The sequence below is a fragment of the Billgrantia desiderata genome (assembly GCF_900108215.1).
In the GTDB taxonomy this organism is placed as follows: Bacteria; Pseudomonadota; Gammaproteobacteria; order Pseudomonadales; family Halomonadaceae; genus Halomonas; species Halomonas desiderata.
In genome coordinates this window covers 19,838-43,196 of record NZ_FNVC01000008.1, presented here as the reverse complement: position 1 = coordinate 43,196, position 23,359 = coordinate 19,838, and the positions used below count along the sequence as shown (strand labels likewise).

20 protein-coding genes are annotated in these 23,359 nt (G+C 64.6%); 6 read left to right on the top strand and 14 right to left on the bottom strand.

Annotation, left to right across the window (positions count from 1 at the left end; translation table 11 throughout):
• Positions 1-26: 26 nt before the first annotated feature.
• Positions 27-827 (bottom strand): Rho termination factor N-terminal domain-containing protein, encoded by an 801-nt coding sequence (locus C4S71_RS09425; RefSeq protein ID WP_103968974.1) that lies wholly within the window; start codon positions 825-827, stop codon positions 27-29.
• Between the two features lie 159 nt (positions 828-986).
• Here C4S71_RS09425 and C4S71_RS09420 point away from each other — a divergent pair, with 159 nt between their 5' ends.
• Entirely contained in the window at positions 987-2,051 is a 1,065-nt protein-coding gene (locus C4S71_RS09420; RefSeq protein WP_086510965.1) for an AI-2E family transporter, read from the top strand.
• 29 nt (positions 2,052-2,080) lie between these two features.
• Here C4S71_RS09420 and C4S71_RS09415 read toward each other — a convergent pair whose 3' ends face one another.
• The 5 genes from C4S71_RS09415 to C4S71_RS09395 all read right to left on the bottom strand — a co-directional run bounded on the left by C4S71_RS09415 (position 2,081) and on the right by C4S71_RS09395 (position 6,775).
• Positions 2,081-3,442: an HD domain-containing phosphohydrolase gene (locus tag C4S71_RS09415; protein ID WP_086510966.1), complete on the bottom strand. Its 1,362-nt coding sequence runs from the start codon at positions 3,440-3,442 to the stop codon at positions 2,081-2,083.
• Between the two features lie 91 nt (positions 3,443-3,533).
• Positions 3,534-4,019, bottom strand: a complete 486-nt coding sequence (locus C4S71_RS09410; protein ID WP_103968973.1) for a peroxiredoxin — start codon at positions 4,017-4,019, stop codon at positions 3,534-3,536.
• A gap of 92 nt (positions 4,020-4,111) precedes the next feature.
• Positions 4,112-4,534 (bottom strand): GFA family protein, encoded by a 423-nt coding sequence (locus C4S71_RS09405; protein ID WP_086510968.1) that lies wholly within the window; start codon positions 4,532-4,534, stop codon positions 4,112-4,114.
• Between the two features lie 172 nt (positions 4,535-4,706).
• Positions 4,707-5,819, bottom strand: a complete 1,113-nt coding sequence (locus C4S71_RS09400) for a histone deacetylase family protein (RefSeq protein WP_234238432.1) — start codon at positions 5,817-5,819, stop codon at positions 4,707-4,709.
• A 56-nt stretch (positions 5,820-5,875) separates the two neighbouring features.
• A complete protein-coding gene (locus C4S71_RS09395) occupies positions 5,876-6,775 on the bottom strand; it encodes a LysR family transcriptional regulator (RefSeq protein ID WP_086510970.1) in 900 nt (299 codons plus the stop codon).
• Between the two features lie 131 nt (positions 6,776-6,906).
• On the opposite strand from C4S71_RS09395, the gene C4S71_RS09390 reads away from it, so the two are divergent.
• Genes C4S71_RS09390 through C4S71_RS09375 form a run of 4 tightly spaced genes read left to right on the top strand, consistent with a single transcriptional unit; the run spans position 6,907 to position 11,613 of the window.
• Positions 6,907-7,881, top strand: coding sequence for a TAXI family TRAP transporter solute-binding subunit (locus C4S71_RS09390; protein ID WP_234245120.1), 975 nt, complete (start codon positions 6,907-6,909; stop codon positions 7,879-7,881).
• Positions 7,882-7,902: 21 nt separating this feature from the next.
• Entirely contained in the window at positions 7,903-9,840 is a 1,938-nt protein-coding gene (locus C4S71_RS09385) for a TRAP transporter permease (RefSeq protein ID WP_235014284.1), read from the top strand.
• Positions 9,837-11,255: an acyclic terpene utilization AtuA family protein gene (locus tag C4S71_RS09380; protein WP_103968972.1), complete on the top strand. Its 1,419-nt coding sequence runs from the start codon at positions 9,837-9,839 to the stop codon at positions 11,253-11,255. Before C4S71_RS09385 ends, C4S71_RS09380 begins: the two co-directional genes overlap by 4 nt.
• Positions 11,242-11,613, top strand: coding sequence for an AtuA-related protein (locus tag C4S71_RS09375; RefSeq protein ID WP_103968971.1), 372 nt, complete (start codon positions 11,242-11,244; stop codon positions 11,611-11,613). The genes C4S71_RS09380 and C4S71_RS09375 overlap by 14 nt, the downstream gene beginning before the upstream one ends.
• Positions 11,614-11,680: 67 nt before the next feature.
• On the opposite strand, the gene C4S71_RS09370 is transcribed toward C4S71_RS09375, so the two are convergent.
• From C4S71_RS09370 to C4S71_RS09345, 6 genes are all read right to left on the bottom strand, one after another.
• On the bottom strand, positions 11,681-12,556 hold the full coding sequence (locus tag C4S71_RS09370; RefSeq protein WP_086510973.1) for an ABC transporter ATP-binding protein: 876 nt from the start codon (positions 12,554-12,556) through the stop codon (positions 11,681-11,683).
• An 11-nt stretch (positions 12,557-12,567) separates the two neighbouring features.
• On the bottom strand, positions 12,568-13,422 hold the full coding sequence (ntrB, locus tag C4S71_RS09365) for a nitrate ABC transporter permease (RefSeq protein WP_103968970.1): 855 nt from the start codon (positions 13,420-13,422) through the stop codon (positions 12,568-12,570).
• Positions 13,423-13,447: 25 nt separating this feature from the next.
• Positions 13,448-14,752, bottom strand: a complete 1,305-nt coding sequence (locus C4S71_RS09360; RefSeq protein ID WP_103968969.1) for a CmpA/NrtA family ABC transporter substrate-binding protein — start codon at positions 14,750-14,752, stop codon at positions 13,448-13,450.
• A 317-nt stretch (positions 14,753-15,069) separates the two neighbouring features.
• Entirely contained in the window at positions 15,070-16,362 is a 1,293-nt protein-coding gene (locus tag C4S71_RS09355; RefSeq protein WP_103968968.1) for a nitrate regulatory protein, read from the bottom strand.
• A 90-nt stretch (positions 16,363-16,452) separates the two neighbouring features.
• The gene (locus C4S71_RS09350; protein WP_103968967.1) at positions 16,453-17,805 is read right to left on the bottom strand and encodes a NarK family nitrate/nitrite MFS transporter; all 1,353 of its coding nucleotides are present in this window, start codon (positions 17,803-17,805) and stop codon (positions 16,453-16,455) included.
• Between the two features lie 337 nt (positions 17,806-18,142).
• Entirely contained in the window at positions 18,143-18,868 is a 726-nt protein-coding gene (locus C4S71_RS09345) for a murein L,D-transpeptidase catalytic domain family protein (protein ID WP_103969041.1), read from the bottom strand.
• Positions 18,869-19,063: 195 nt separating this feature from the next.
• Here C4S71_RS09345 and C4S71_RS09340 point away from each other — a divergent pair, with 195 nt between their 5' ends.
• Positions 19,064-20,674 carry a L,D-transpeptidase family protein gene (locus C4S71_RS09340; RefSeq protein WP_103968966.1) on the top strand — a complete coding sequence of 537 codons (1,611 nt, stop codon included), beginning with the start codon at positions 19,064-19,066 and terminating at the stop codon, positions 20,672-20,674.
• A gap of 72 nt (positions 20,675-20,746) precedes the next feature.
• On the opposite strand, the gene C4S71_RS09335 is transcribed toward C4S71_RS09340, so the two are convergent.
• Together C4S71_RS09335 and C4S71_RS09330 are read right to left on the bottom strand one after the other, a co-directional pair.
• A complete protein-coding gene (locus tag C4S71_RS09335) occupies positions 20,747-21,013 on the bottom strand; it encodes a hypothetical protein (protein WP_103968965.1) in 267 nt (88 codons plus the stop codon).
• Between the two features lie 471 nt (positions 21,014-21,484).
• Positions 21,485-23,344 carry an ABC transporter ATP-binding protein gene (locus tag C4S71_RS09330; protein ID WP_103968964.1) on the bottom strand — a complete coding sequence of 620 codons (1,860 nt, stop codon included), beginning with the start codon at positions 23,342-23,344 and terminating at the stop codon, positions 21,485-21,487.
• Between the last annotated feature and the right edge of the window lie 15 nt (positions 23,345-23,359).

Here is a 23,359-nt window from a genome sequence, read left to right as displayed (position 1 = left end):
AATCTCACGGGCTTATCTTTTGCGGGCTATGCCCGCGAGCCCGAGCTGGGGCGCTTGCGGCGAGTGGTGAGGGCATGCACGAGCTGGGTCTTGTTCATGCTCGAGCGGCCGCCGACGCCTCGCTCGCTGGCCAGCCGATATAGCTCGTCCTTGCTTTTCGCTTCGAGCTCCATTGCATCGCCGTCCGGCTGCCGCTTGTCGGCGCTGCGATTAGCGCCACTGCTGCTGCCCTCCTGCGCGATCCGCTCCTTCACGGCTTCCAGCAACTCCTCGCGCTTCATCTTGGAAGTGCCGGCGAGTCCATACTCCTTCGCCATGTCGAGCAGTTCGGACTTGGTGCGCAGGTTGAGTCCATACACGTGTTCGTGCTCGCCCACGCTGAAGGGAAGCGGCTCGGCTGCGTCGGCTGCCTTGAGTTCCTCTATCATCTGTTCGAGATACTCGATCACCTTCTTGCGCTGGGTTCGCTCGCTGACGTTCCAGGCCGCGTTACTGGCCCGTTTGTGGGCCACCTTGAATTTCTTGCCCTCCATGCAGGTCATGTAACTGTTGGCGTCGAGCTTGTCGACGCGCTGGTGGGATACGATCAGCCAATTGTACTCCGTACCGATGGGGGCACCCGACTCCTCGGGAGCGCGAGCGGCCCGCCGCTTGGTGGTCTGATAGGAAATTTCCCACTCGTCGGGGGTGATCTTACGCTCGCGCCACTCCCCCTGGTCGTAGTACCACTTGTGAGAGCGACCGACTTTCATCCCCGAATAGCCTTTGCCCTGGTGCTGCTTGAGGCGGTCATAGCCCTGCTGCTTACGCTTGCCGTCGGCAGTCATCGCTGAACCTCCCTGGTCTTATCCTGAGTTTTCTCCCTAGAGGCAGCATAGCTGACTAGGTTCCTGGTAACCGGGTCATGTCCTAAGCATCTGCTAGGCTAGGCCACAGGCGCCCGGAATGGCGCGGGCGGATCCCGCCGCAGTAGACAAGGAGCAGACATGGCCAACAAGGAGAGTGGCGTCGAAACGATTTCCCGGTTCACCCGGCGTACGCTGATCGTCATCGGGCTCGCCAGCCTGGTGGCGGTGCTGCTGTTCTTCGCCGGTCAGCTCATCGATGTAATGCTGCTGGTCTTCGCCAGCATTCTGGTGGCGGTGGCCATCGACGGTGCGGTGCGGCTATGTCAGCGCCATCTGCCCTTGAGCCGACCCTGGGCGCTGTTATTGGCATTGCTCATGATCTGCCTCAGCCTGGTGGGGTTGGGGGCGCTGATCGGGCCGCGTATTGGCGAGCAGCTGCCCCAACTGGTGGCTGAACTGCCCCAGGCGTTCCTGCAGTTGCTGAACAATTTCCGCGAGCTGCCCGGCATCGAGACGGCGATGGCGGAAGTGGAGGAGCCGGCGCAGTTGATCGGCGAGCCTGTCATCGATTATTTCACCAACTTCTTTTCCACCACCTTCGGCGCCATTGCCAGCTTCTTTCTGATTCTGCTGATCGGCTTCTATTTGGTGCTCAGCCCGGCCAAGTACATCGGCAACGTGCTGCTTATGTGTCCGCCTGCAAAACGCGATCGAGTGGCCCAAGTGCTGTGCATGCAGGGCAGGGCGCTGCGCCTGTGGCTGCTGAGCCGGCTCGTCTCGATGGTGTTCGTCGGCGTTTCCGTGGCGTTGGGGTTGGTTCTGCTCGGTGTGCCTATGGCCGGCGCCCTGGGCCTGGTGGCGGGGCTGTTCACCTTCATTCCCTACCTGGGGCCGATCATCGGCGCCATCCCGACGATCCTCATCGCCTTTCTCGAATCGCCCCAGTTGGCGCTGTATGCCCTGATTCTCTATCTCGTGGTCGAAACGCTGGAGTCGAACCTGGTCATGCCGCTGGCCGCCAAGGGGCTGGTGCGGCTGCCGCCTGCCTACACCGTCATCGTACAGCTGGCCGGGGCGGCCGTGGCCGGTGTGGCCGGCGTGATTCTCTCGACGCCCCTTGCGGTGGTTGCCGTGGTCACGCTGCAGGCGCTCTACATCAACGACGTGCTGGGAGATGACATCGAGGTGCTGGGCGGGCGCTAGGCGACCTGGGCGTCGTCGCGCCCAGGTACTTATGAACGGTAGACCAGCACCGTATAGTTTCTTCCTTCTATTTCCTCGAAGTTCTTGAGCTTCTCCATGAGGTGCTTGTCGAGCCGTTTGCCTTCGTGCAACAGCAGCATGCCGCTGGCGGAGTAGATGTCCTGGGCCAGGATCATGCCCGGTTTTACCTGACTCGTTTCCAGCGAAATGACCGCCTTGCCACCGGTCTGCAGGTCTGGCGCCTTTTCGACACACAGCTTGACGAAATCGTGGCACAGTTCGGGATCGTAGATGCGTCCGGCAAACTTGCGCAGCAGTGCCAATGCTTGCGGGCGCGGTACCTCTCGCGGCAGGACCATGCCGCGCTGCAGCTCGATGAAGTCCACGGCCAGCCCCAGCAGGCGTGAACCATAGGGAATGTCATTGCCTTCGAGGCGATCGGGAAACCCGCTGCCGTTCCAGCGCTCGCGATGATGGCGCACTATCTTGGCCGCTCGCTTCAGTTGCGCCATCGCCATCAAGTGGCTCTCGCTGCTGGCCGGGTAATTCTGATAGGTAGTCCGCTCCTGGGCCGACAGCTGCTCGGAGGGTGTGACAAGCAAATGGTCGTCCCAGGTGAGCTTGCCCATGTTATAGAGGGCCGCCGCCAGCTCCAGGTCTTGCTGCAGCGTGTGATCGAGTGCGTGTGTCTCGCAGAACGCCGTTATCAGGGCGGAGATCTGGTCGTTCGTCTGCAGATGACGCGGCAGTCGCTGATGGAGAAGGTCGGCTATCACGCGCGCTGTCGTCACATGGATGTGAAGCAGCTCATCGTACGCCTTCTCCAGCATGTCGGATGTTTGCTTGAGCTCTTGCTGGGTTGCCTCGATGCGTTGTTCCAGCGTGTCGTTGAGTGCGAGCAAGTTCTCGTTCTGAACCTGTAGCGATGCCTCGTGCTGCAGCCGTTTACGCTGGGCGCCGAGTTCTTCCAGCGACCGGTGAAGCAGCCGACGGAGTCTGTCCGCGTCCCAAGGCTTGAGAATACAACCGTAGACCTGCCCTTCATCGATGGTGCGGAGTGCCTCTTCGAGGCCGGTGGCAACATCGATCAGGAGCAGGCGGATACTGTCCGGCCAACGCGACTGGATGAGCCCCAGCCCTGCGTGTCCATCCTGGCCGAACGTACTCGCGTCGCATAGCACCAGATCGACGGGTTCGAGCTCCAGGGTGGCCACTGCGTCCTTCGTGCTTGCCGCTTGCAGGACCTGAAAGCCCTCCTGCTCCACCATTTCGGAGAGTTGCGATAGTGTCTCTGGGTCTTCGATGATCAGCAGCAGTGTTGCCGGCTCGGGATCTGACTGAGCCGGTGCCTGCGCCGGCTGTTGTTCTATGTCGCCTATCGATTCGGCCATGCAGCTTCCCCCCACCCTGGTGACAAACTTTGCCGTATTCGGCTTTATTTAGGTAGGGTTATCGGCGGATGGAAGGGAAGCTTTAGGGCGCTCAGCTTGGCAGGTGTTGGAGAATGGTGTCGACACTGCTCTTGTCGACCACGCCACGCTCGGTATCGATGCCCACGTAGCTGACGACACCGTCCTCGGCGATTAGCGCGAAGCGCAGGCTGCGGATGCCCATGCAGGCAGCGCTGGCGTCTTTTTCCATGCCCAGAGCGCGAGTCAGCTCGGCATTGCCGTCGGCCAGCATCAGAATCGCCTGGGCGTTTTGATCCTTCTGCCAGGCGCGCATCACGAAGGCATCGTTGACCGCCATGCAAGCCAGGGTGTCCACCTTCTCCAGCACCTTGTCGGCCTTGACCACGAAGCCCGGCATGTGGGTGTTCGAACAGCCCGGCGTGAAGGCGCCGGGTACGCCGAACAGCACGACGCGCTTGCCGCTGAAGATGCCGCTGGTGGAGATGTCCTCGGGACCATCGGGGCCGATGGTCTTGATCGTTACGTCGGGAATCTTGTCGCCTACCGAAATGGGCATGGGCAGCTCCTTGTCTGGGGATGGGGTCTTGGCATCGCCTGAATACTGTAGAGCAATTCCTGGATCAGGGTCGTTGCCGAATGTAGCGAGTTTCAACTGCCCTGATAGGCATCGAAGACTTCCTGGCCGGTCATGTCGTGGGTCTCGTTGGCGAAACGGTAGTACTCGGGTTTCTGGTCGATGAAGATCTGGGTGTCGAAGGTCCAGGCTTCGCCGCCATCCACCAGACCCACCGGAACGGCGTAGTGATCGCCGGTCTTGAGCCGGTAGAAGAGATGGGTGCCGCAGCGCTTGCAGAAACCTCGCTCCGCCCAGTCCGACGAGGGATAGACGGTGACGTTCTCCTCGCCTTCGATCTCGATGTCGCTGACCGACTCCAACGCCAGCAGCGGTCCGCCGCCCCAGGTGCGGCACATGCTGCAGTGGCAGGCGCCGACGTTTTGCTTATGGGCGGCCACCGCCACGTTGACGGCACCGCACAGGCAGCTGCCGCGTGCGCTCATTCCATCCTTCATCCATTTTCTCCTGCTGTTTCACGACGGAAAGGGTTACCGACTCCAGCAGTGTAGCCATACCGGCGCCGTACCACTCGACCACTTTTCACGTTGGACGTCTTGATGACCAACGTTGTCGGGTTGACGAAGAGTGTTGCCTGGCGGGCTGGGTGAGTCTGGTCGCCGAGGCGCATTATGGCTTATCGGGATCTTCAGCGATGAAAGCGTGACGATGGAAGTCGGCCGCTGCCCTCACCTCGGCAATGCCGATGAGTCCGGGTTCGGGGGCCTCAGCACCGGCCAGGACCGCCAGCACCGTCCTCACCCCGCGTGACAGTGAGAGCAAGTGGTATCCGCCTTCCAGCACGAAGACCAATCGGCCGTCGCAGTGCCTTTGGGCCAGTGTTTGCAGCATGCTCGTCATGGCGGCAAATCCCTCGTAGGAAACGTTGAGCGCGAGGTCGAATGGGTGGGGATCGAAGCCTGCAGAGACCAGGATCAGGTCAGGCTGGAACCAGTCCGCAGCAGGGATGAGGATATCCTCGAAGGCACTGAGGTAGGCTCGGTCGCCTGCGCCTGCCGGCATGGGCACATTGATGGTCGTGCCTTCACCGAGACCTACGCCGACATCTTCGAGATTGCCGGTGCCGGGGTAGAAGGGCGAGCTGCGGTGAATATCGAAGAGCATGACGTCGGGGTCGGCCCAGAAGATGTCCTGAGTGCCGTTGGCATGATGGGCGTCCCAGTCGACGATCAACACACGCTCGCAGCCAAGCTCGGCTCTGGCATGGGCTGCAGCCACCGCCACGTTGTTGAACAGACAGAAGCCGCGGGCACGAACGGGTTCGGCGTGGTGGCCCGGCGGGCGTACCAGGGCGAAGGCGCTCTGGCAGCGTCCCTGCATGACGGCTTCCACTGCGGCGACGGTCGTGCCGGCGGCGACCTCCGCCGCATCGACGCTGCCGGGAGAGACGGCGGTGGTGTCGACATCGAGCCAGGCATTCTTTCCGCGCAGCTCAAAGACATGATCCAGGTAGGAGCTGGTATGGACGCGACCCAACTGCTCGCGGGTGGCTTCCTTCCCTGCTTCGAACGTTACGCCGGGTACCGGTTCGAGTTCCAGCAGTTGATGTATGGCCTTGAGCCTCCCGGCATGCTCCGGATAAACCCAGGGTACCTTGAGCGCTGAAAGCAGCTCGCGAATTTTCCGATCCATGCGGCCGGGTAGGAAAGGTGCGTCGGAGTCGGGCTGGTGGTTGAGAACTCGCTCGTCATAGAAGGCGATTACGCTGTTGGGTTCGGCCACTTGCTGCTCCAGAGCTGGGTCAGGGTTCTTTCCCAGCATAGTGCCTGCTGAAGTAGCTAGCCGCGTGAATCCCGGGCCTGCTCCTGAATCAGAGCGCGCAGCGCTGCGGCGGCGGCCGAAAGCGGGTGACGGTGACGCATGACGATGCCCAGCGGTCGTTCGACCTCGGGGGTCGTCAACGGCCGGTAGTCGATGCCGTCGGTAGCGATCTGTTTGAAGCTCAATTCAGGCAGCACGCTGATGCCGAGCTCGGCGGCGACCATGCGGCCCACGGTGGCGATCTGGCTGGCGTCGCAGAGGATCTCGAGCGGCGCGCCCACCTCGGCCATGATGCGGTCGATCTCCTGGCGCGAGCTGGAGAGACGGTTGATGCCAATGAACGGATGGCCGGCCAACTGCCGCCAGGCCACGCTCTCTTGTTCCAGTAGCGGGTGGCCGCTGGGGCAGACCGCCACGTAGCGGTCCATCAGTACCGGCTCGAAAGCCAGCTCCTCGGTATCGTGGGGCGCCACGGAAAGGCCCAGGTCGGCGCGCCCTTCGCGCACCATCTGACTGACTTGCTCGGCCAGCACGTCGTGCAGGCTCAAATTGATGCGCGGGTAGCGGGCATGGAAGGCGGCGATGATGCCCGGCAACAGGCCGGCCGCCAGGGTGGGCAGGGCGGCCACGGTGACCTTGCCGCGCTGCTTGGAGAAGCGCTCCTCGAGATCCTCGAAGGCCTCGGACCAGTCGTTTAGCAGACGCACCGCCACCGGCAGGAAGGCCTCGCCCTCCGGGGTCAGGGTCAGTTGGCGCGTGGTGCGTGAGAACAGCGCGCCGCCTACCGCCTCTTCCAGCTTGCGCAGGGCGATGGAGATCGCCGGCTGGGAGAGGTGGATGCGCTCGCTGGCTTCGGCCAGGCTGCTCGATTGGGCCACGGCAACGAAGGCACGCAGCTGCTTGATGCTGGGTTTCATTTAGAAAGTAAAACACAATTTAAAAACAATTCAATATACAAAATAGAGGCTCCGATCCAAGCTGCGTCATGGGGAAACCCCCGCGCAACACGACAACAACAAGCCCGCAAGCCGGGCCCAAGGAGCCACTCATGAAGCCAACGCTGAAGACCCTGCTGGCCGCTGCCGTCAGCACTACCTTTCTCACTGCGGGCATGGCGCAAGCCAACGAGCGCCTGCTGATCGGCTCGACCTCCAGCTCGTCGAGCCACTACGGCTACTTCGTCGCCGTCAACCAGATCATCAATAGCCAGGTCGAGGGCGTGAGCGCCTCGGTGGCGGAAACCGGCGCCACCGTCGACAACCTGCGCCGCCTGGGCCGCCATCAGATCGACATGGGCCTGGTCACCACCAATACCGGCTACCACGCCTATGCCGGCCAGGAAGATTTCGATGGCCGCCCGGTCGACAGCCGTCTGCTGTGGGTCTATACCGTCGCCCCGCAGAACGTGGTGATGCGCCAGGATGCCGGCGTTTCCACCCTGGAGGATCTCGAAGGCGTGCGTTTCAATCCGGGCATCACCGGTTCGGCCACCGAGAAGACCACCGAGGCAGTGATGCGTACCCTCGGCATCTCGCCCAACTACGTACGCGGCTCCACCACCGACATCGTCGACGCGATGAAGGATGGCCGGGTGATGGGCTCGGCCAAGTCCGGGGTCGGCAACCGCCTCGACGGCTCGAGCATGGACATCGCCACATTCACCCCGATCAGCGTGCTCTCGCTCACCGACGAGCAGGCCGCCACGCTGCGTGAAGAGATGCCCGACGTGGCCATCGTCGACGTGCCGGAAGGCGCCGGCGAGGGCATTCCGGCCTACACCACCTGGGCCTTCGGTGTGGCCGTGCATGCCCATCCGGATCTCGACGAGGAGACCGCCTACCGGATCGTCAAGGCGGTGATGGAGAACCCCGAGCCCCAGGCCAACGCCTTCTCCGCGGTACGCGACGCCGACCTGGCGCAGATGACGCTGGAAGTGGGCACCGTGCCGCTGCATGCCGGGGCGGCCCGCTACTTCGAGGAGCAGGGCCTGGAGATTCCCGACGCGCTGCGGCCCGTCGAGTAACGGCCAGGGGAGACGATTGCCATGCGCGAGAACCTGACCAAGCTGCTGGCCCTCATGCTGGGCGGGCTGATCCTCTACACCTCGGCGACCGGCCCGTTCGAGAGCATGATCCAGCGGGGTATCTTTCTTGCGCTGGTGATCCTGCTGGGGCTGACGCTCTATCCGCTGGGGGGCGGCAAACGCTGGCGGCCGCTGGGGCTGGCCTGCGACCTGACGCTGGCCGTCGGCACGGTGCTGGCCTGCGGCTACGTGGTGATGAACCACGAGCGCATTCTCGTCGAGCTGCCCTGGGCCACGCCGCGAGACATGCTGTTCACCGCCATGCTGCTGATGGCGGTACTGGAACTGTCGCGGCGTGCCATCGGCGTGATCTTCCCGCTGCTGGTGCTGGCGGGGCTGGCCTATGCCTGGCTCGGCGCAGCCATTCCCGGGCCGCTGGGACACCGCGGCTTCGATCTCTACTACATCACCGAGACGCTCTATCTCGGCGATCTGGGCGTGTGGGGCATGCTGGTCGGCGTGGCCGCCACCACCATTGCTGCCTTCGTGCTGTTCGGCTGCCTGCTGCTGCACACCGGCGGCGGCCAGACCTTCATGGACCTGGCGCTGCGCATCAGCGGGCGCTCGCCGGGCGGTGCCGCCAAGGTGGCCACCGTCGCCTCGGGGCTGTTCGGCATGGTCAGCGGCAGTGCCGTGGCCAACGTGGCCACCACCGGCAACTTCACCATCCCGATGATGAAGCGGCTCAAGTACCCGGCGCCCTTCGCCTCGGGGGTGGAGGCGGTGGCTTCCACCGGCGGCCAGATCGCCCCGCCGATCCTCGGTGCGGCGGCCTTCATCATGGCCGAGATCCTCGGCGAGAGTTACCTGCGCATCGCACTCGCCGCGCTGCTGCCGGCGATTCTGTTCTATCTCGGCGTGTTCCTGACCATTCATCTGGTGGCGCGGCGGCGCAACCTGCAGGTGGTTCCCGACGAGGAGCTGCCGAGCTGGCCGGAGGTGCTGCGCCCAGAGCGGATCATCCCGATCCTGGCGGCTCTGGGTGGGCTCTTCTACGGCGTGCTCTCCGGGCGCTCGATCCAGATGGCGGCCTTCTACGGCATCCTGATGACGGTGCTGACCTTCGTGCCCTTCGCGCTGCTGGCGCGCACCCCGCTGCGCGAGATCGCCGGCAAGCTGCTCGCGGGGCTGATCGATGCCGGCAAGGGCATGGTGATCATCGGCGTGCTGCTGGCCGGCGCGCAGATGCTGGTGGCGATGATCGGCATGACCGGCATCGGCGTGACCCTGGCCAGCCTGATCGTCAACGTCGGCGGCCAGTCGCTGTTCCTGGTGGCCTTCATCGTCGGCGGCGTGTGTCTGATCCTGGGCATGGGCATTCCCACCACAGCGGCCTACGTACTGGTGGCCTCGGTGCTCGCACCGGCGCTCACCAGCATCGGCGTCGAACCGCTGATCGCCCACCTGTTCGTGTTCTACTTCGCCACCCTGTCGGTGATCACGCCGCCGGTATGCGTGGCGGTGTTCGTCGCGGCGGGCATCGCCGGCACCAACTGGCTGCCGGCGGCGGGGGAGGCGGTGCGCCTGGCGGCGGCGATCTACGTGATTCCGTTCCTGCTGCTGATCTATCCCGCCCTGGCCGGCTTCGGCGGCGCCTTCGACATCCTGCTGGCCAGCTCCCAGGGCGTGGTGTTCGTGCTCGCCTTCGCCACGCTGATGTCGCGGGTGGCCGTCACCGGCAATCGACTGCTCGATGTCGCGGGGCTCGGGCTGGTGGTGGGGCTGGCGCTGATTCCCGGCTGGCTGACCACTACTGGCGCCTTGCTGCTGCTGGTGGCGCTCTATGCGAGGCGGCGCCAGCGTCTGGCCGCTTCGTCCAGCGATACCGCTGTCGATAACGGAGCTGGCGAGAACAGGCCCGGCACCCAGGGCATGACGGCCAAGGAGACCCACCCATGACCTTCCTGTTGGGCAGCGGCGCCGGCTTTTCCGGCGACCGCACCGATGCCGCCATTCCCGTGGTGAGAGAGCTGATCCGCCGTGGCCAGCCCGCCGCGCTGATCTTCGAGACCCTCGGTGAGCGCACCCTGGCGGCGGCCCACCGCGCCCTGCGCGACGACCCGAATGCGGGCTACGAGCCGTTGTTGGAAGAGCTGCTCACCCCGGTGCTGGACGACTGCCTGAAGCACGGCATCGCCATTCTCGGCAACTTCGGCGCGGCCAATCCGGACGGTGCCTGCGGCGTGGTGGCCGAACTGGCCGTCCGCAGCGAGCGGGGCGGGGCGAGGATCGGTCGGGTACACGGCGACGACATCCGCGCACGGTTGAGCGAGATCGATCTCGAGCGCTGGGAGGCGGAGAGCCGCGAGCTGCCCGGCGAAGAGGCGCTGATCTCGGCCAACGTCTATCTCGGTGCGGAGCCCCTGGTCGAGGCGCTGGCGCTAGGCGCCCAGGTGGTGGTCAGCGGTCGGGTGGCCGACCCGGCGCTGTTCCTGGCGCCGCTGGTGCACCACTTCGGCTGGGCCTGGAACGACTGGGATCGCCTGGCCGCCGGCATGATGGCCGGCCATCTGGGCGAGTGCGGCGCTCAGGTCACGGGCGGGTATTTCGCCGACCCCGGCTGCAAGGAGGTGCCGGGGCTGGCCCGGGTCGGCTATCCGATCATCGAGGTGGAGGAAGACGGCAGCCTGGTGGTGACCAAGCCTGCTGATACTGGCGGCATGGTGACCGAGCGTACGGTCAAGGAGCAGCTGCTCTACGAGGTGCACGACCCGGCCAACTACCTGACTCCCGATGTGGTGGTGGATCTTTCCGCCGTGCGGGTAGAGCAGATCGGCCCCGACCGGGTGGCGGTGCGCGGCATTCGCGGCAAGCCGGCGCCGCAGCGACTCAAGACCACCGTCTGCTACGAGGGCGGCTGGCAGGGCGAGGCGGAGATCTCCTATGCCGGTCCCAATGCTCTGGCCCGGGCGCAGCTGGCCGCCGAGGTGCTGCGCGAGCGGTTGACCTTCCGCGCGCCCCCGGAGCTGCGCACGCGACTGGATATCGTCGGCCATGCCAGCGTGTTCGACAGCGATGCCGGCGACCTGCAGCGCACGGTGCCGGCCGCGACCGGCGGCGATTACCGCCTGCGCCTGGCGGCCGAGCACGCCGAGCGACGCTGGGTGGAGCGCGCGACCCAGGAGCTGCTGGCGCTCTACTGCGCCGGCCCGGCCGGCGGCGGCGGGGTACGCCGGCAGTTCCAGCGGCGCGTATGCACCGCCTCCTACCTGGTTGAGCGCAGCGACGTGGACGCCTTTGCCACCCTGTTCGATACCACTCTTTTCGAGACGAGTATGGCCAACGAGAGGAGGGTCGCCCATGGCGCACGCTGAAGCGAACGCGACCGCAAGTCCAGCCAAGGGACACGCCGTACCGTTGCATCGCCTGGCCCATGCCCGCGCCGGCGACAAGGGCGACCGGCTCAACTTGGCGCTGTTCGCCTTTGAGCCACGCCACTACGACACCCTGGTGGCACAGGTGACCGAGGAGCGGGTGCTGGCGCTGTTCGCCCATCGCGGGGCGAGCCGCGTACGCCGCTACCTGATGCCGGGCCTGGCCGGCATGAACCTGGTGATCGACGACGTGCTGCAGGGCGGGGTCAATGGCGCCCTCAACCTGGACGGCCACGGCAAGACACTCTCTTACCTGCTGCTGGGCATGAGCGTGACGACCGAAGACGATTCGCTCTAGATTCGCTTCTGCAGGCAAAACGGGCCACCCAAAGGTGGCCCGTTTGCCTGCTCGATCAGTGCCAGGCTCACGCCTTGGCCATGCGCTTCTCCTTGGTCTTCTCCTTCTCGTCTTTCTGCTTCTCGTTACCGGCGCCGCGCCGCTGGGCCAGGCTCTCCACCTTGCGCTGCTTCTCGTAGAGAAAGCGCAGCACTTCCTGGCGGTAGTGGTTGTAGCGCGGGTCGTCGGCCAGGGCGATACGGTCGCGGGGTCGCGGTAGCTCGATGTCGAGTATCTCACCGATGCGCGCCGAGGGGCCGTTGGTCAGCATCACGATGCGATCCGAGAGCAGTACCGCCTCGTCTACGTCATGGGTGATCATGATCACGGTGTTGCCCAGCTCGTCCTGGATGCGCATCACCTCCTCCTGCAGGTGAGCGCGAGTCAGGGCGTCGAGTGCGCCGAAGGGCTCATCGAGCAGCAGCACCTTGGGCTCCATGGCGAGTGCTCGGGCGATGCCCACGCGCTGCTTCATGCCGCCGGAGATCTCCGCCGGGCGCTTGTCCAGCGCATGCCCCATGCCCACCATCTCCAGGTTCTTGACGATCCACGCGTGGCGCTCGGCCTTGCTCTTGGTGCGCGCACAGGTCTTGTTCACCGCCAAGGCCACGTTCTCGTAGACGGTGAGCCAGGGCAGCAGCGAGTGGTTCTGGAACACCACGCTGCGGTCGGGTCCCGGCGAATTGACCTCCTTGCCGTCGAGAATCACCGCCCCGGAGGTGGACTCGGTCAGCCCGGCGACGATGTTGAGCAGGGTCGACTTGCCGCAGCCGGAATGGCCGATGATGGAGATGTACTCGCCGCGGTCCACGGTCAGGTCGATGCCCTTGAGCACCTGGCTCTCCACGCCCTTGGCGGTGAAGGTCATGTCGACGTTCTCGATACTCAGATAGCGGTTGCTCATGTTGTTGCTCCTCAGCCTTGGGCGGTGCCGCGGGTCACCCGGCTGCCGATGAAGGCGACCAGGCGGTCGAGGACGAAGCCGACGATGCCGACGTAGACCAGCGCCAGGATGATGTCGCTGATCATCGAGGCGTTCCAGGCGTCCCAGATGAAGAAGCCGATGCCCACGCCGCCGATCAGCATCTCGGCGGCGACGATGGCCAGCCACGACAGGCCGACGCCGATGCGCAGCCCCGAGAAGATGTAGGGCGCGGCGGCGGGTAGCATGATGCGGGTGAAATACTCCATGCCGTTGAGGCGCAGCACCCGGGCCACGTTGCGGTAGTCCTCGGGGATGTTACGAATGCCCACCGAGGTGTTGATGATGATCGGCCAGATCGCGGTGATGAAGATCACGAAGATCGCCGAGGGAGTGCTGTCCTGGAAGCCGGCCAGCGAGATCGGCAGCCAGGCCAGCGGCGGCACGGTACGCAGCACCTGGAACACCGGGTCGAGGCCGCGCATGGCCCAGGTCGACTGCCCCACCAGCACGCCCAGCGCGATGCCTGCCACCACGGCCAGCGAATAGCCATAGGCCACCCGCTCGAGGCTGGCCAGTATCTGCCAGGCCATGCCCACGTCGTTGCCGCCATGGTTGTAGAACGGATTGACGATCAGCTCCCAGGTATCGCGCAGCACCTGGGAAGGGGGCGGCAGCACGGCACCAGGGGAGGAGCACAGCAGCTCCCACAGGATGCCGAGCAGGGCGATGATCACCACCGGTGGCAGCACCCGCTGCACCAGCACTTGCTGCATGGCGGCGAAATCGGGAGCCCAACGGAACGAGGCCGTCTTGGCCAGGGCGTTGCTGCGTTGCGTGCTACTCATGACGATGTCTCCTTCTCGTACGAGATCAGGCGAGGCGCTTGATCTCGAGGCTGTCGAGATAGGCCTGGGGATCTTCGGGATCGAAGGTCTTGCCATCGAAGAACGTTTCCACGCCGCGTGAGGTGGAATCGGGAATGTCGGCGGAGTCGATGCCGAGAGCGGCGGCCGCTTCGCGCCACAGGTCCTCGCGGTTGACCTGTTCGATCAGCGCCTGGCTGTCGAAGTCCTGCGGCAGGTAGCCCCAGCGCTTGTTCTCGGTGAGGAACCACAGGTCATGGCTCTTGAACGGGTAGGAGGCCTGGTGCTTCCAGTAGCGCATCATCTGCGGATGGTCTTCGATCACCAGACCGGTGCCGTAGTCGAAGTTGCCCTGGATGCGGTCGATCAGATCGGCATAGGGGGCATGAATCCAGCGCCGACGGGAGCAGATCTGGGCCATCTCCTCGTGGTTGGCCGGATCCTCGCACCACATCTGCGCTTCCATGATCGCCATTAGCAGCGCCCGGGTGGCATTGGGATTGGCCTCGACGTAATCGCTTCTCAAGGCGAAGGCTTTTTCGGGGTGGTCGTTCCAAATCTCACCGGTGGTATTGGCGGTATAGCCGATGCCCTGGTTGATCAGCTGACGGTTCCACGGCTCGCAGACGCAGAAGGTCTCCATGCTGCCGACCCGCATGTTGGCCACCATCTGGGCCGGCGGCACCACGATAGTGGAAATGTCGCGGTTGGGATCGATGCCGCCGGCGGCCATCCAGTAGCGAATCCACATGTCGTGGGTGCCACCGGGGAAGGTCATGGCGGCATTGACGGCATCGCCGCCGCTGCGCTTGGCGGCGATGGCCTCGGCGAACTCGGCGGTGTCGAGTCTCACCTTGAGTTCGGCATGCTCGTTGCCCACCGAGATGCACTGGCCGTTGAGGTTGAGCCGCGCCAGGATGCTCATCGGCACCGGCACGTTGTTGGGGGTCATGGCGCCGCTGGCAATGAGATAGGGCATCGGCGTGAGGATATGGGCACCGTCGATGCCGTTGCGCTGCGAACCGAGTACCAGGTTGTCGCGGGTGGTACCCCAGGAGGACTGCTTGAGTACCTCCACATCGGTCATGCCGTGGGCGGCGAAGAAGCCCTTTTCCACCGCCACGAACAGTGGCGCGGCGTCGGTCAGAGCGATGAAGCCGAGCTTGGCCGAGGTGGTTTCGGGCCGTCCGCTGGCCACGGCCCAGCTCAGCGGCAGGCTGCTGAGCAGAGCGGTACCGCCCACGACGCCGGCGGTCTGCTGCAGAAAACGGCGGCGGTCGAGTCCGGGATTGCCCTTGTTGGTCTTGTTCATGGATATGGCTCCCAATAAGAAGTGTCTGGCCAAATAAAGACGGCGCCTGCCCCGATTCGCATGACGATGTCACGGGAACCTGGGCAGACGCCGTTGTCTGGTCCTGGTGCTGCATGGAAGCGCTGAACCGTCGTTGACTCAGCGGACGGTAAGGCTTTGCAGCTTGGGTGCCATTGCGTCTTTTTATCGATTTATTTCATTTAAAATCAATGGCTTGATGTTTCGTTTGTGATGCCTGTCAAGAGGTGTGTCCGGCTCACAGGCGCCGAGACGGTGCGCTCGGGTTGTGCGATGCACCATTGCTGCCTGTGCCATCTTCAGGACTCGATCCCCGTTTCGGCCGTTGGCTGAAGGATGTCGGCCAGCCCCAATACGGTCTGGGCGATCTCGGCCATGCTCTTGCTCTGGTCCATGGCCATCTTGCGTAGAAAGGCGTAGGCCTGCTCCTCGCTCATCTTCTGGTGGGACATGATCAGGCCCTTGGCACGCTCGATCAGCTTGCGCTCGCGCAGCGCCCGGCGTGTGTCCTCCAATTCGTCGCTCAGGGCCTGCAGGCGCCCGGCCTGGGCGCGCATCAGCTCCACCAGTGAGCGATTGAGCGAGGAGCCTACCACCCGGGCGGTGACCTCGCCGAGCTCCTGGCTGGCGCTGCCGTCGAGCAACTCCACCAACTGCTGACACACGCCCGGCAAGGCATCGTTCAGCTGTCGGGTCAGCTCCTCCCGTTGTGTCAGACTACGCCGCGCATCCAGGGTCCGCGTCAGGCACAGGCTGGTCAATTCGCCGATCATGAAGGTTTCGACCCGCTGCATGGCGTCGATCCGCCAAGTGGTCAATTCGTACCAGGTCTCGCCCAGGGTGCTGGCGTTCTCCGGCAGCGCAACGTCGCCGCAGGCCATTTCGCGCAGCTGCTGAATGCCAGCCAGCGTGCGGCCGGGCATCTCCTGCTGCCACAGTTGGCGCACCGCATCGCTGGTGAATTCGAGGCAGGTGTCGAAGCAGCGCTGCTGGGCGTCGATCAGGTGCAGCAGCAGCTGGCGATGGGCGTCGTCGAAGATGCCGGAAGTGAAGCCGGCGGCGCCGCAGGCGCGCTCCTGGCCGGCCAGCTCCTTGCCCTGCATCAGGTGAAAGATGGCAACCAAGGCCAGGGTGATGTCGGGGTCGCCGGCGGTATCGGCGACTTCGAACACCACCGAGAGCAGGGCGCTGATGAGCTGATTGTACGATTGCGTTGCCGCATCGGGGCTGGTGCCGAGTGCGGCGATGTCGTCACGCAGTGCGTCCAGGCCTTCCAGGGCGTGCCAGACGAAGGCGACCCGCTTCAGCAAGCGGGCGGTGGCGGCGGGGCGACCGGCGGTCTCGCCCAGTGCCTCCAGGCGGGTGCGCAGGGCGCGCTCGGTGGCCTGGCACTCGTCGATACGCTCCTGACGGCGCTCGGTAAAGCGCTGTCCGCCGGAGGCCAGATAGACGTTGGAGGCGCCACGCTCCTTTTGCAGCGCATGGATGAAACGACTGACGTCGCCGACGATGTCGCAGGCGGCGGTAAGGTGCTCGAGATCGTCGATTTCGCAGCGCTTGGCTGCCAGCAGCAGGCATTCGGCGGGTGTCATGGCTCACCTCATTCACGCAATGGCCGCCGCCCCGAGGGCGGCGGCCAGTTTGGGCAAGCATTGCGGCAGTGAATGCCGCTGTGCTTGCGATCAGCGCAGCGACAGCGCGCCGGCGCCGGTATCCTCGCCCACGGCCTGGCGATAGGCTTCGGCTTCCTCGGCTTCCGTTTCGTCGCTGAAGCGCACCAGCAGAGCGCAGGAGGCCAGCACCAGCACGATCAGGCCGAGGTAGAACAGGCCTTGCTGATAGGTGATGGCTTCGCTGCGGAAGAGGAAGGCGGCAGCCACGGCACCCACATTGCCACCGGCACCGACGATGCCGGCCACCGCGCCCAGGGCCTTCTTGTTGATGAAGGGCACCACGCCGTAGGTGGCACCTTCGGCCATCTGCACGAACAGGCTGAACACCAGCATGATGCCAATGGCGTACGACAGCACGTGCATCTGCGAGAAGGCCACCAGGGCAATGCCTTCGCAGATCAGGGCGATGAACAGCCAGCGCACGCGCCCCTTGAGGCCACCGTTGCGGGCAAACAGGTCGGAGAACACGCCGCCCAGGGTGCGGGCGAAGACGTTCATCAGCCCGAACAGACCGGCGATCATGCCGGCGGTGGCCAGGGTCAGGTCGAAGTGATCGAAGAAGTAAATGGCGGCGATGTTGTTGATGGTCAGCTCGACGCCGAAGCAGATGGCATAGACCACGAACAGCGCCCACACGCGGATGTCCTTGGCGGCGGACATGAAGCTCTTGCCGGCACTGTTCTCGCCGTTGGCGGGGGGCAGCTCGCCACGTGCGCGCAGCTCATCGAAGTTGCCGTTGGGAGCGTCCTGGGTGAACAGCCAGTAGCCGATGCCGGTGGCGAACATCACCACACCCGGCACCACCATGGCCAGACGCCAGCCCAGCGTCTCGCTGACGCCCAGCATCAGCAGCCCGGAGAAGATCAGCGGCATGACGATCTGCGTGGTGCCGCCGCCCAGGTTACCCCAGCCGGCGCTGGTGGCGTTGGCCGTGCCCACCACGTTGGGGGCAAACATCATGGTGGTGTGGTACTGGGTGATGACGAACGAGGCGCCGATGGCGCCGATGGCCAGGCGCGCCAGCAGGAAGGTCTCGAAGCTGTTGGCGAAGCCGATGCTCATCACCGGAATGGAGCCCAGCACCAGCAGGCCGGTGTAGGTCTTGCGCGGCCCGATGCGATCGCACAGCACGCCGATCAGCAACCTCACGATCACCGTGATCAAGACCGAGGCGATGATGGTGTTGCCGATCTGGGTTTGGGTCAGGTTCAGGTCTTCGCGCACCACCGCCATCAGCGGGGCGATGCCGAACCAGCCGAAGAAGCAGATATGAAAGGCGAACCAGGAGAAGTGGAAGGCACGCATCTGTGGCGTGCGCAGGCTCAAGAGACGAATTCGGTTCGCCTTGTTGAGAATTTCCATGGGCTATGACCTCGTACGGATTGTCGATACATGAGTTCGCCCTTCTCCGTTGAAGGTCAGGTCTGACGCACTCGTACTTCCCCTGGAAGCCTGGTCCACGCCTACCCGGCAATTTGATTCATATCAAGCAATCCGTTTGCCATATTCTTTTGTTGTTCAGTTAAAACATCGAGTTATGGTTTGATGGGTGGATCGAAGCTCGTACGATCCTGGAAGAGAATGGCAAGAGAGCGGCAGGAGAGTCGCCGCAGGGTGGCAAGAATGGTGCAGTGCCGCACGAAAATGCCCCCTGCTGGTGCTAGGGGGCGAGATCAGATCGGCAGGTTTTCAGCTCGTGTCAGTACATGGCCAGTTGGGTGGCGTCACGCTCGCAGCTGAGGAAGGCGGAGTTTTCCAGCCATTCGGGATCGGGGTAATAGGCGAACAGGTAGTGGTCTTCCTTGATACTGTCGATCAGCGGATAGGTCACTTCCTGGCGTACCGCCGGGCAGCCGTGGCTGCGCCCCAGCCGGCCGGTCTGGCGGATGAAGGCCTCGCTGACGTAATCGGCGCCGTGGATCACGATGGCACGCTGATAGGCCAGGTCGTTGACGCCTGGCTCCAGCCCCTCGAGACGCAGGGAGTAGCCGTTGCGTCCATAGTAGCTGTTCATGGTGCGAAACAGGCCGAGGCTCGACTGATAGCTCTCGGGGGTGTTGGAGAACACCGTGGCCTCGGCATCGCCCGAGCCGCGGCCGTGAGAGACCAGCTCCTCGAACATCAGGCGCTCCTGGGCCAGGTCGAAGACCCACAGGCGCGGCTCGACGGAGGGGCGGGAGAAGTCGATGACGGCCAGGCGCTCGGCGTCGGGCTGGGCACAGGCCAGGGCCTGGGCGGCGAGCTGAAGCACATGCGGGTCGGCGCCGGGAGCCAGCTCGGTCAGAGTCTGGCCGAGCGGAACGTAAGTGGAATACGAAAGCCCCGCCTGGCTCAGGAAGTTGCCGGCGTGGGCGGTGGGCAGGGTGACCAGCAGAGAGGCGGCCAGGGTCGAGAGCGTAAGTCGTAGCGTCGGTAAAAAGCGCATCGGCATGCCTATGGCGTTGAAATAGCGCAGCGGCAGCACCGCTAGCGGGGTAACGTAAAGAGAGGTGATGGGCTCGACTGGCTTGCAGCCACGGGCCAGGCACTATTATGAAGAGAGGGGCCAGGAAGGCCAGACCAGCCATCAACGGAGCAGGGGTTATCGATGCGCTTTATTACACGGATGGGAGTACTGGTAATGCTGCTTGCCTCCATGCCGGGAGCCTTGGCAGAGGAGCGAGCGCGACAGTCGAGCGTTGACGATGCGGGCGACAGGCCGAGTCTGTCACGTGCGCTGGCCGACGAGAGCGAGCTGCTGCAAGCGTTTTATGCTCGGCGCGACCATCGGCCGGCCTGGCAGGATGAGGAAACGATAGCCGGGCTCGTTTCAACGCTGCGGGCCCTGGAGCAGGACGGCCTGACCCCCGAGGATTACCGTCCCGACGAGATAGAGGCGGAGTACCGCAACGTGCGCGACGAGGACGCGGACAGCGAACGGCAACTCCGCTACGAGCTGTTTGCCAGCCGCATGTTGTTCACGGCGCTCAAGCATCTGCAGCGGGGCAAGGTCGATCCCCAGTCGCTGAGCGCGGATTGGGAGGTGCCGGTGGAAGCGCCCGACCTGGATCTAGGCGCGATATCGGATGCCATTGACCAGCAGCAGTTCGAACGCATTCTGGAAGAAGCGCGGCCGCCCTATACGCCCTATCTACGGCTGCGTGAAGGGCTGGCTCGCTATCGCGACATCGAACGGCAGGGCGGCTGGGAGCGGCTGCCGGAGCGCGATAGTGCGCTGCGTGTGGGAGATGACGATGACGACGTCGCGCTGCTGCGCGAACGTCTGGCCGTGGCCGGTGTGCTCGAGAACGGGGCGCCCGGCGAGGGGGATGAAGACAACGGTGTCGCTTCCGGGGAGAGGCGCGAAACCGCCGACCCGCGGCGCTTCGACAGCGAACTGGAAGCGGCAGTGCGCCGTTTCCAGCGGCGGCACCTGCTGGAGCCCGACGGCATCGTCGGACGTCAGACGCTTGCGGCGCTCAACGTTCCCGTCGAGCGGCGCATCGATCAGATCCGCCTCAACATGGAGCGTGCCCGCTGGCTGCTGCACGGCCTGCCCGAGGCCTACGTGCTGGTCGACATCGCCGGCTACGAACTCAGCTATTTCCGGCCCAACGGTGAGGTCTGGCGCTCACGTATCGTGGTGGGGCAGCCCTATCGGCGTACGCCTTCGCTGCGCTCCGAGATCACCCACATGACCGTCAATCCCACCTGGACGATTCCCCCCACCATCCTGCGCCAGGACGTGCTTCCGGCAGTGCGTCGCGACCTGGGCTATTTATGGCGGGAGCGAATTCAGGTGCTCAGCCCATCCGGGGAGCCGCTCGACCCATGGCGGGTCGACTGGGACAACCCCGGCAACATCGTGCTGCGCCAGGCGCCGGGCCCGCAGAATGCCCTGGGACTGCTCGCCATCCGCTTCCCCAACGATCATATGGTCTATCTGCACGACACGCCGGCCCAGGGCAACTTCTCGCGCCAGCAGCGTGCTTTCAGCTCCGGCTGCATCCGCGTCGAGAACATTCGTGAGCTGGCCCAACTGCTGTTCGACGATACCGACAGCGATCACGACATCGAGGCGCGCATCGACAGCGGGGAAACGCGCAACGTCTCGCTCGCCAACCGCATGCCGGTCATCCTGCACTACTGGACCGTCAACCCGGACGACGACGGCGCGCTCTCGTTCCGCCCCGACATCTACGAGCGTGACGACGAGCTGCTGCATGCATTGGATCGCCCGCTGGCCCTGTGAGCCAGCGAGCGTGCCCTGTGAGCCGGCGGGCATAAAAGAAAGCCCCGGCCACGTCCTGTGGCCGGGGCATGGCTAAGCCAGGCGTGCCCCGCAGCGCGGACAGACCACGCGAGGGCTTTCGCTTGCAGCGGTGGCAGCGCCGGAAATCGCGACGACGTCACTCTTGGCGGAGGCGATGCGTTCCGGGTTGGTCGGTACCAGCTTGCCGCGCTCCCAGCGCAGGCCGATGTCCTTGAGCATGCGTGGGTCGCAGTCGCGTAGCAGGGCATCGCGGCGACGGTTGGCGTAGTGGGCGCTCACGGCGCGCAGCAGACGACGGGTAGTGCGAAGTAGTGCCATGATCTCGGTCTCCTTGAGTGGAGGCCGGGAACTTGTGCGCGACGGGTGGGAAAAATGCTATCCAGGCTTGGCCGCGACAAGTGCCGCGGCCAGCGTCCTTCAGGTGTCGTCGTTTCGACGGCCGGCCCACGGCAGCAGCAAACGGGTACGCATCGCGTTAATGCCTACGCGATGTTGCCGATTTGCCTTGTTGCCTGGAAGTAGCCAGCGCATGAGGAACGCTTCTCGATGGGTAATGAACGATGGATTGTGCCGCATCGACGATGCGACTCTTTTCTTATAGACAATCGCTCAACAAGCGTCAACGGATACAGGGAGGGTTTTTCTAGGGAAGCGCTGAACAAATCGACGAGCGAGATGAAGCACAAGGCGCACGGAGCACAGGAACCGGAGCATATGGGGTATATGTGAGGATTCCGAGCACCGCGCAACGCAGTGATTCGCTCGCGCAGGCATTTGTGCAGTGTTTCCCTAGCGATAGCCTTCCGCCTGCAGCCGGAAAAGCCTGGCATAGCGGCCGTTCTGTGCCATCAGGCTGGCGTGGTCGCCACGCTCGATGACCTTGCCGTCGTCGACAACGAGGATCTGATCGGCGGCACGCACGGTGGAGAAGCGGTGCGAGATGAGGATAGTCATCTTGTCGCGGCGGTGCTCGCGGAAATCGGCGTAGACGGCCGCTTCGGCGGCAGCGTCCATGGCCGCGGTGGGTTCGTCGAGCACCAGGATGTCGGCGCTCTCGCGCATGTAGGCCCGCGCCAGGGCGATCTTCTGCCACTGGCCGCCGGAGAGCTCCTGGCCACCCTTGAACCAGCGGCCGAGCTGGGTGTGATAGCCGCCGGGCATGTGGCGGATGAACTCATCGGCCAGGCCGCGCTCGGCCGCCTCCTGCCAGCGCGCTTCGTCACCGAAGGCCTCGACGTCGCCGGCGCCGAGGTTCTCGCCCACCTTGAGCTGGTAACGCACGAAATCCTGGAAGATCACGCCGATGCGCCGGCGCAGGGTCGCCACGTCCCATTCGCGCAGGTCGCTGCCGTCGAGCAGGATGCGGCCTTCGCTGGGTTCGTAGAGTCGTGTCAGCAGCTTGATCAGCGTGGTCTTGCCCGAACCGTTGGCGCCCACCAGCGCCAGGCTTTGCCCGGGCGCGAGATGCAGCGTGATGTCTTGCAGCGCCGGCCGCTCGGCGCCGGGGTAGGTGAATCCCACCCGCTCGAAGCGAATGCCGTCGCCGGGGCGGTCGCCCTGGGTGAGGCGGCCGGGTTCGGGCGTCACCGGCTGTTCCAGGTACTCATAGAGATTCGACAGGTAGAGGTTGTCCTCGTACATGCCGCTGATCGAGGTGAGGCTGGCCGAGAGCGCCGCCTGGCCCTGCTTGAACACCATCAGGTACATGGTCATCTCGCCCAGGGTCAGCGTGCCGGAGATCGTTTCCGCTACTACCCAGGCATAGGCGCCGTAGAAGGCCAGCGTGCCGAGCAGGCCGAGCAGAAAGCCCCAGCTCTCGCGGCGAATGGTCAGGCGACGATCCTCGCCGTAGAGGGTGTCGAAGATCTTGCGATAGCGCTCCAGCAGCAGCGGCTCCAGGCCGAACAGCTTGACCTCCTTGATGCTGTCCTCCCGGGCCAACACGGTTTCCAGGTACATCTGCATGCGGGTCTGGGGTGAGCGCCAGCGGAACAGGCGGAAGGCGTCGCCGGAGAACTTGGCCTCGGAGACGAACACCGGCAGGGCACCGAGCACCAGGATCAGGATGGCCCAGGGCGAGAACTGCACCAGCAGCACGCCGAAGCTGACCAGCGAGATGGCGTTCTGCAGCAGCGAGAAGGTCTTGTTGACCAGCCCCAGCGGGCGGATCGAAGCCTCACGGCGCGCCCGGGTGAGCTTGTCGTAGAACTCGGAGTCCTCGAACTGGGCAAGCGACAGGGTGCCTGCCTTCTCCAGGATCATGACATTGACCTTCTGGCCCAGCAGCGCCCGCAGCAGTGACTGCTGGGCCGACAGGCCGCGCTGGGCCAGGGCGATGGCGGCGATGACGCCGGCTTCCGCCAGCACGTAGCGCAGTACCGGCCAGGCGCTCTCGAAGGTGAGGGTGGCGCCGGTCTCGCGGTGATAGGCCATGGCCTCGACCACGGCATCGACGATCAGCTGGCCGATCCAGGCCGCCACTGCCGGCAGCACGCCGGCAACCAGGGTGCAGACTGCCAGCCCCAGAGTGAGAGGGCGGGAGGTTTGCCATACCAGGGCCAGTGCGCGGCGGCTGTAGCGGAACACGCCGAAGAAGGCGGTCAGGCGATTGCCACTGGCTGGCGGCGGGGCTGGAATGGCGCGGCGCATGGGTTAGCTGAAGAC

Bases quoted from the DNA above. Each gene is read 5' to 3' on its own strand.
- C4S71_RS09425 (WP_103968974.1), bottom strand. From the start codon at position 827: ATGACTGCCGACGGCAAGCGTAAGCAGCAGGGCTATGACCGCCTCAAG.
- C4S71_RS09420 (WP_086510965.1), top strand. From the start codon at position 987: ATGGCCAACAAGGAGAGTGGCGTCGAAACGATTTCCCGGTTCACCCGG.
- C4S71_RS09415 (WP_086510966.1), bottom strand. From the start codon at position 3,442: ATGGCCGAATCGATAGGCGACATAGAACAACAGCCGGCGCAGGCACCG.
- C4S71_RS09410 (WP_103968973.1), bottom strand. From the start codon at position 4,019: ATGCCCATTTCGGTAGGCGACAAGATTCCCGACGTAACGATCAAGACC.
- C4S71_RS09405 (WP_086510968.1), bottom strand. From the start codon at position 4,534: ATGAAGGATGGAATGAGCGCACGCGGCAGCTGCCTGTGCGGTGCCGTC.
- C4S71_RS09395 (WP_086510970.1), bottom strand. From the start codon at position 6,775: ATGAAACCCAGCATCAAGCAGCTGCGTGCCTTCGTTGCCGTGGCCCAA.
- C4S71_RS09390 (WP_234245120.1), top strand. From the start codon at position 6,907: ATGAAGCCAACGCTGAAGACCCTGCTGGCCGCTGCCGTCAGCACTACC.
- C4S71_RS09385 (WP_235014284.1), top strand. From the start codon at position 7,903: ATGCGCGAGAACCTGACCAAGCTGCTGGCCCTCATGCTGGGCGGGCTG.
- C4S71_RS09380 (WP_103968972.1), top strand. From the start codon at position 9,837: ATGACCTTCCTGTTGGGCAGCGGCGCCGGCTTTTCCGGCGACCGCACC.
- C4S71_RS09375 (WP_103968971.1), top strand. From the start codon at position 11,242: ATGGCGCACGCTGAAGCGAACGCGACCGCAAGTCCAGCCAAGGGACAC.
- C4S71_RS09370 (WP_086510973.1), bottom strand. From the start codon at position 12,556: ATGAGCAACCGCTATCTGAGTATCGAGAACGTCGACATGACCTTCACC.
- ntrB (WP_103968970.1), bottom strand. From the start codon at position 13,422: ATGAGTAGCACGCAACGCAGCAACGCCCTGGCCAAGACGGCCTCGTTC.
- C4S71_RS09360 (WP_103968969.1), bottom strand. From the start codon at position 14,752: ATGAACAAGACCAACAAGGGCAATCCCGGACTCGACCGCCGCCGTTTT.
- C4S71_RS09355 (WP_103968968.1), bottom strand. From the start codon at position 16,362: ATGACACCCGCCGAATGCCTGCTGCTGGCAGCCAAGCGCTGCGAAATC.
- C4S71_RS09350 (WP_103968967.1), bottom strand. From the start codon at position 17,805: ATGGAAATTCTCAACAAGGCGAACCGAATTCGTCTCTTGAGCCTGCGC.
- C4S71_RS09345 (WP_103969041.1), bottom strand. From the start codon at position 18,868: ATGCGCTTTTTACCGACGCTACGACTTACGCTCTCGACCCTGGCCGCC.
- C4S71_RS09340 (WP_103968966.1), top strand. From the start codon at position 19,064: ATGCTGCTTGCCTCCATGCCGGGAGCCTTGGCAGAGGAGCGAGCGCGA.
- C4S71_RS09335 (WP_103968965.1), bottom strand. From the start codon at position 21,013: ATGGCACTACTTCGCACTACCCGTCGTCTGCTGCGCGCCGTGAGCGCC.
- C4S71_RS09330 (WP_103968964.1), bottom strand. From the start codon at position 23,344: ATGCGCCGCGCCATTCCAGCCCCGCCGCCAGCCAGTGGCAATCGCCTG.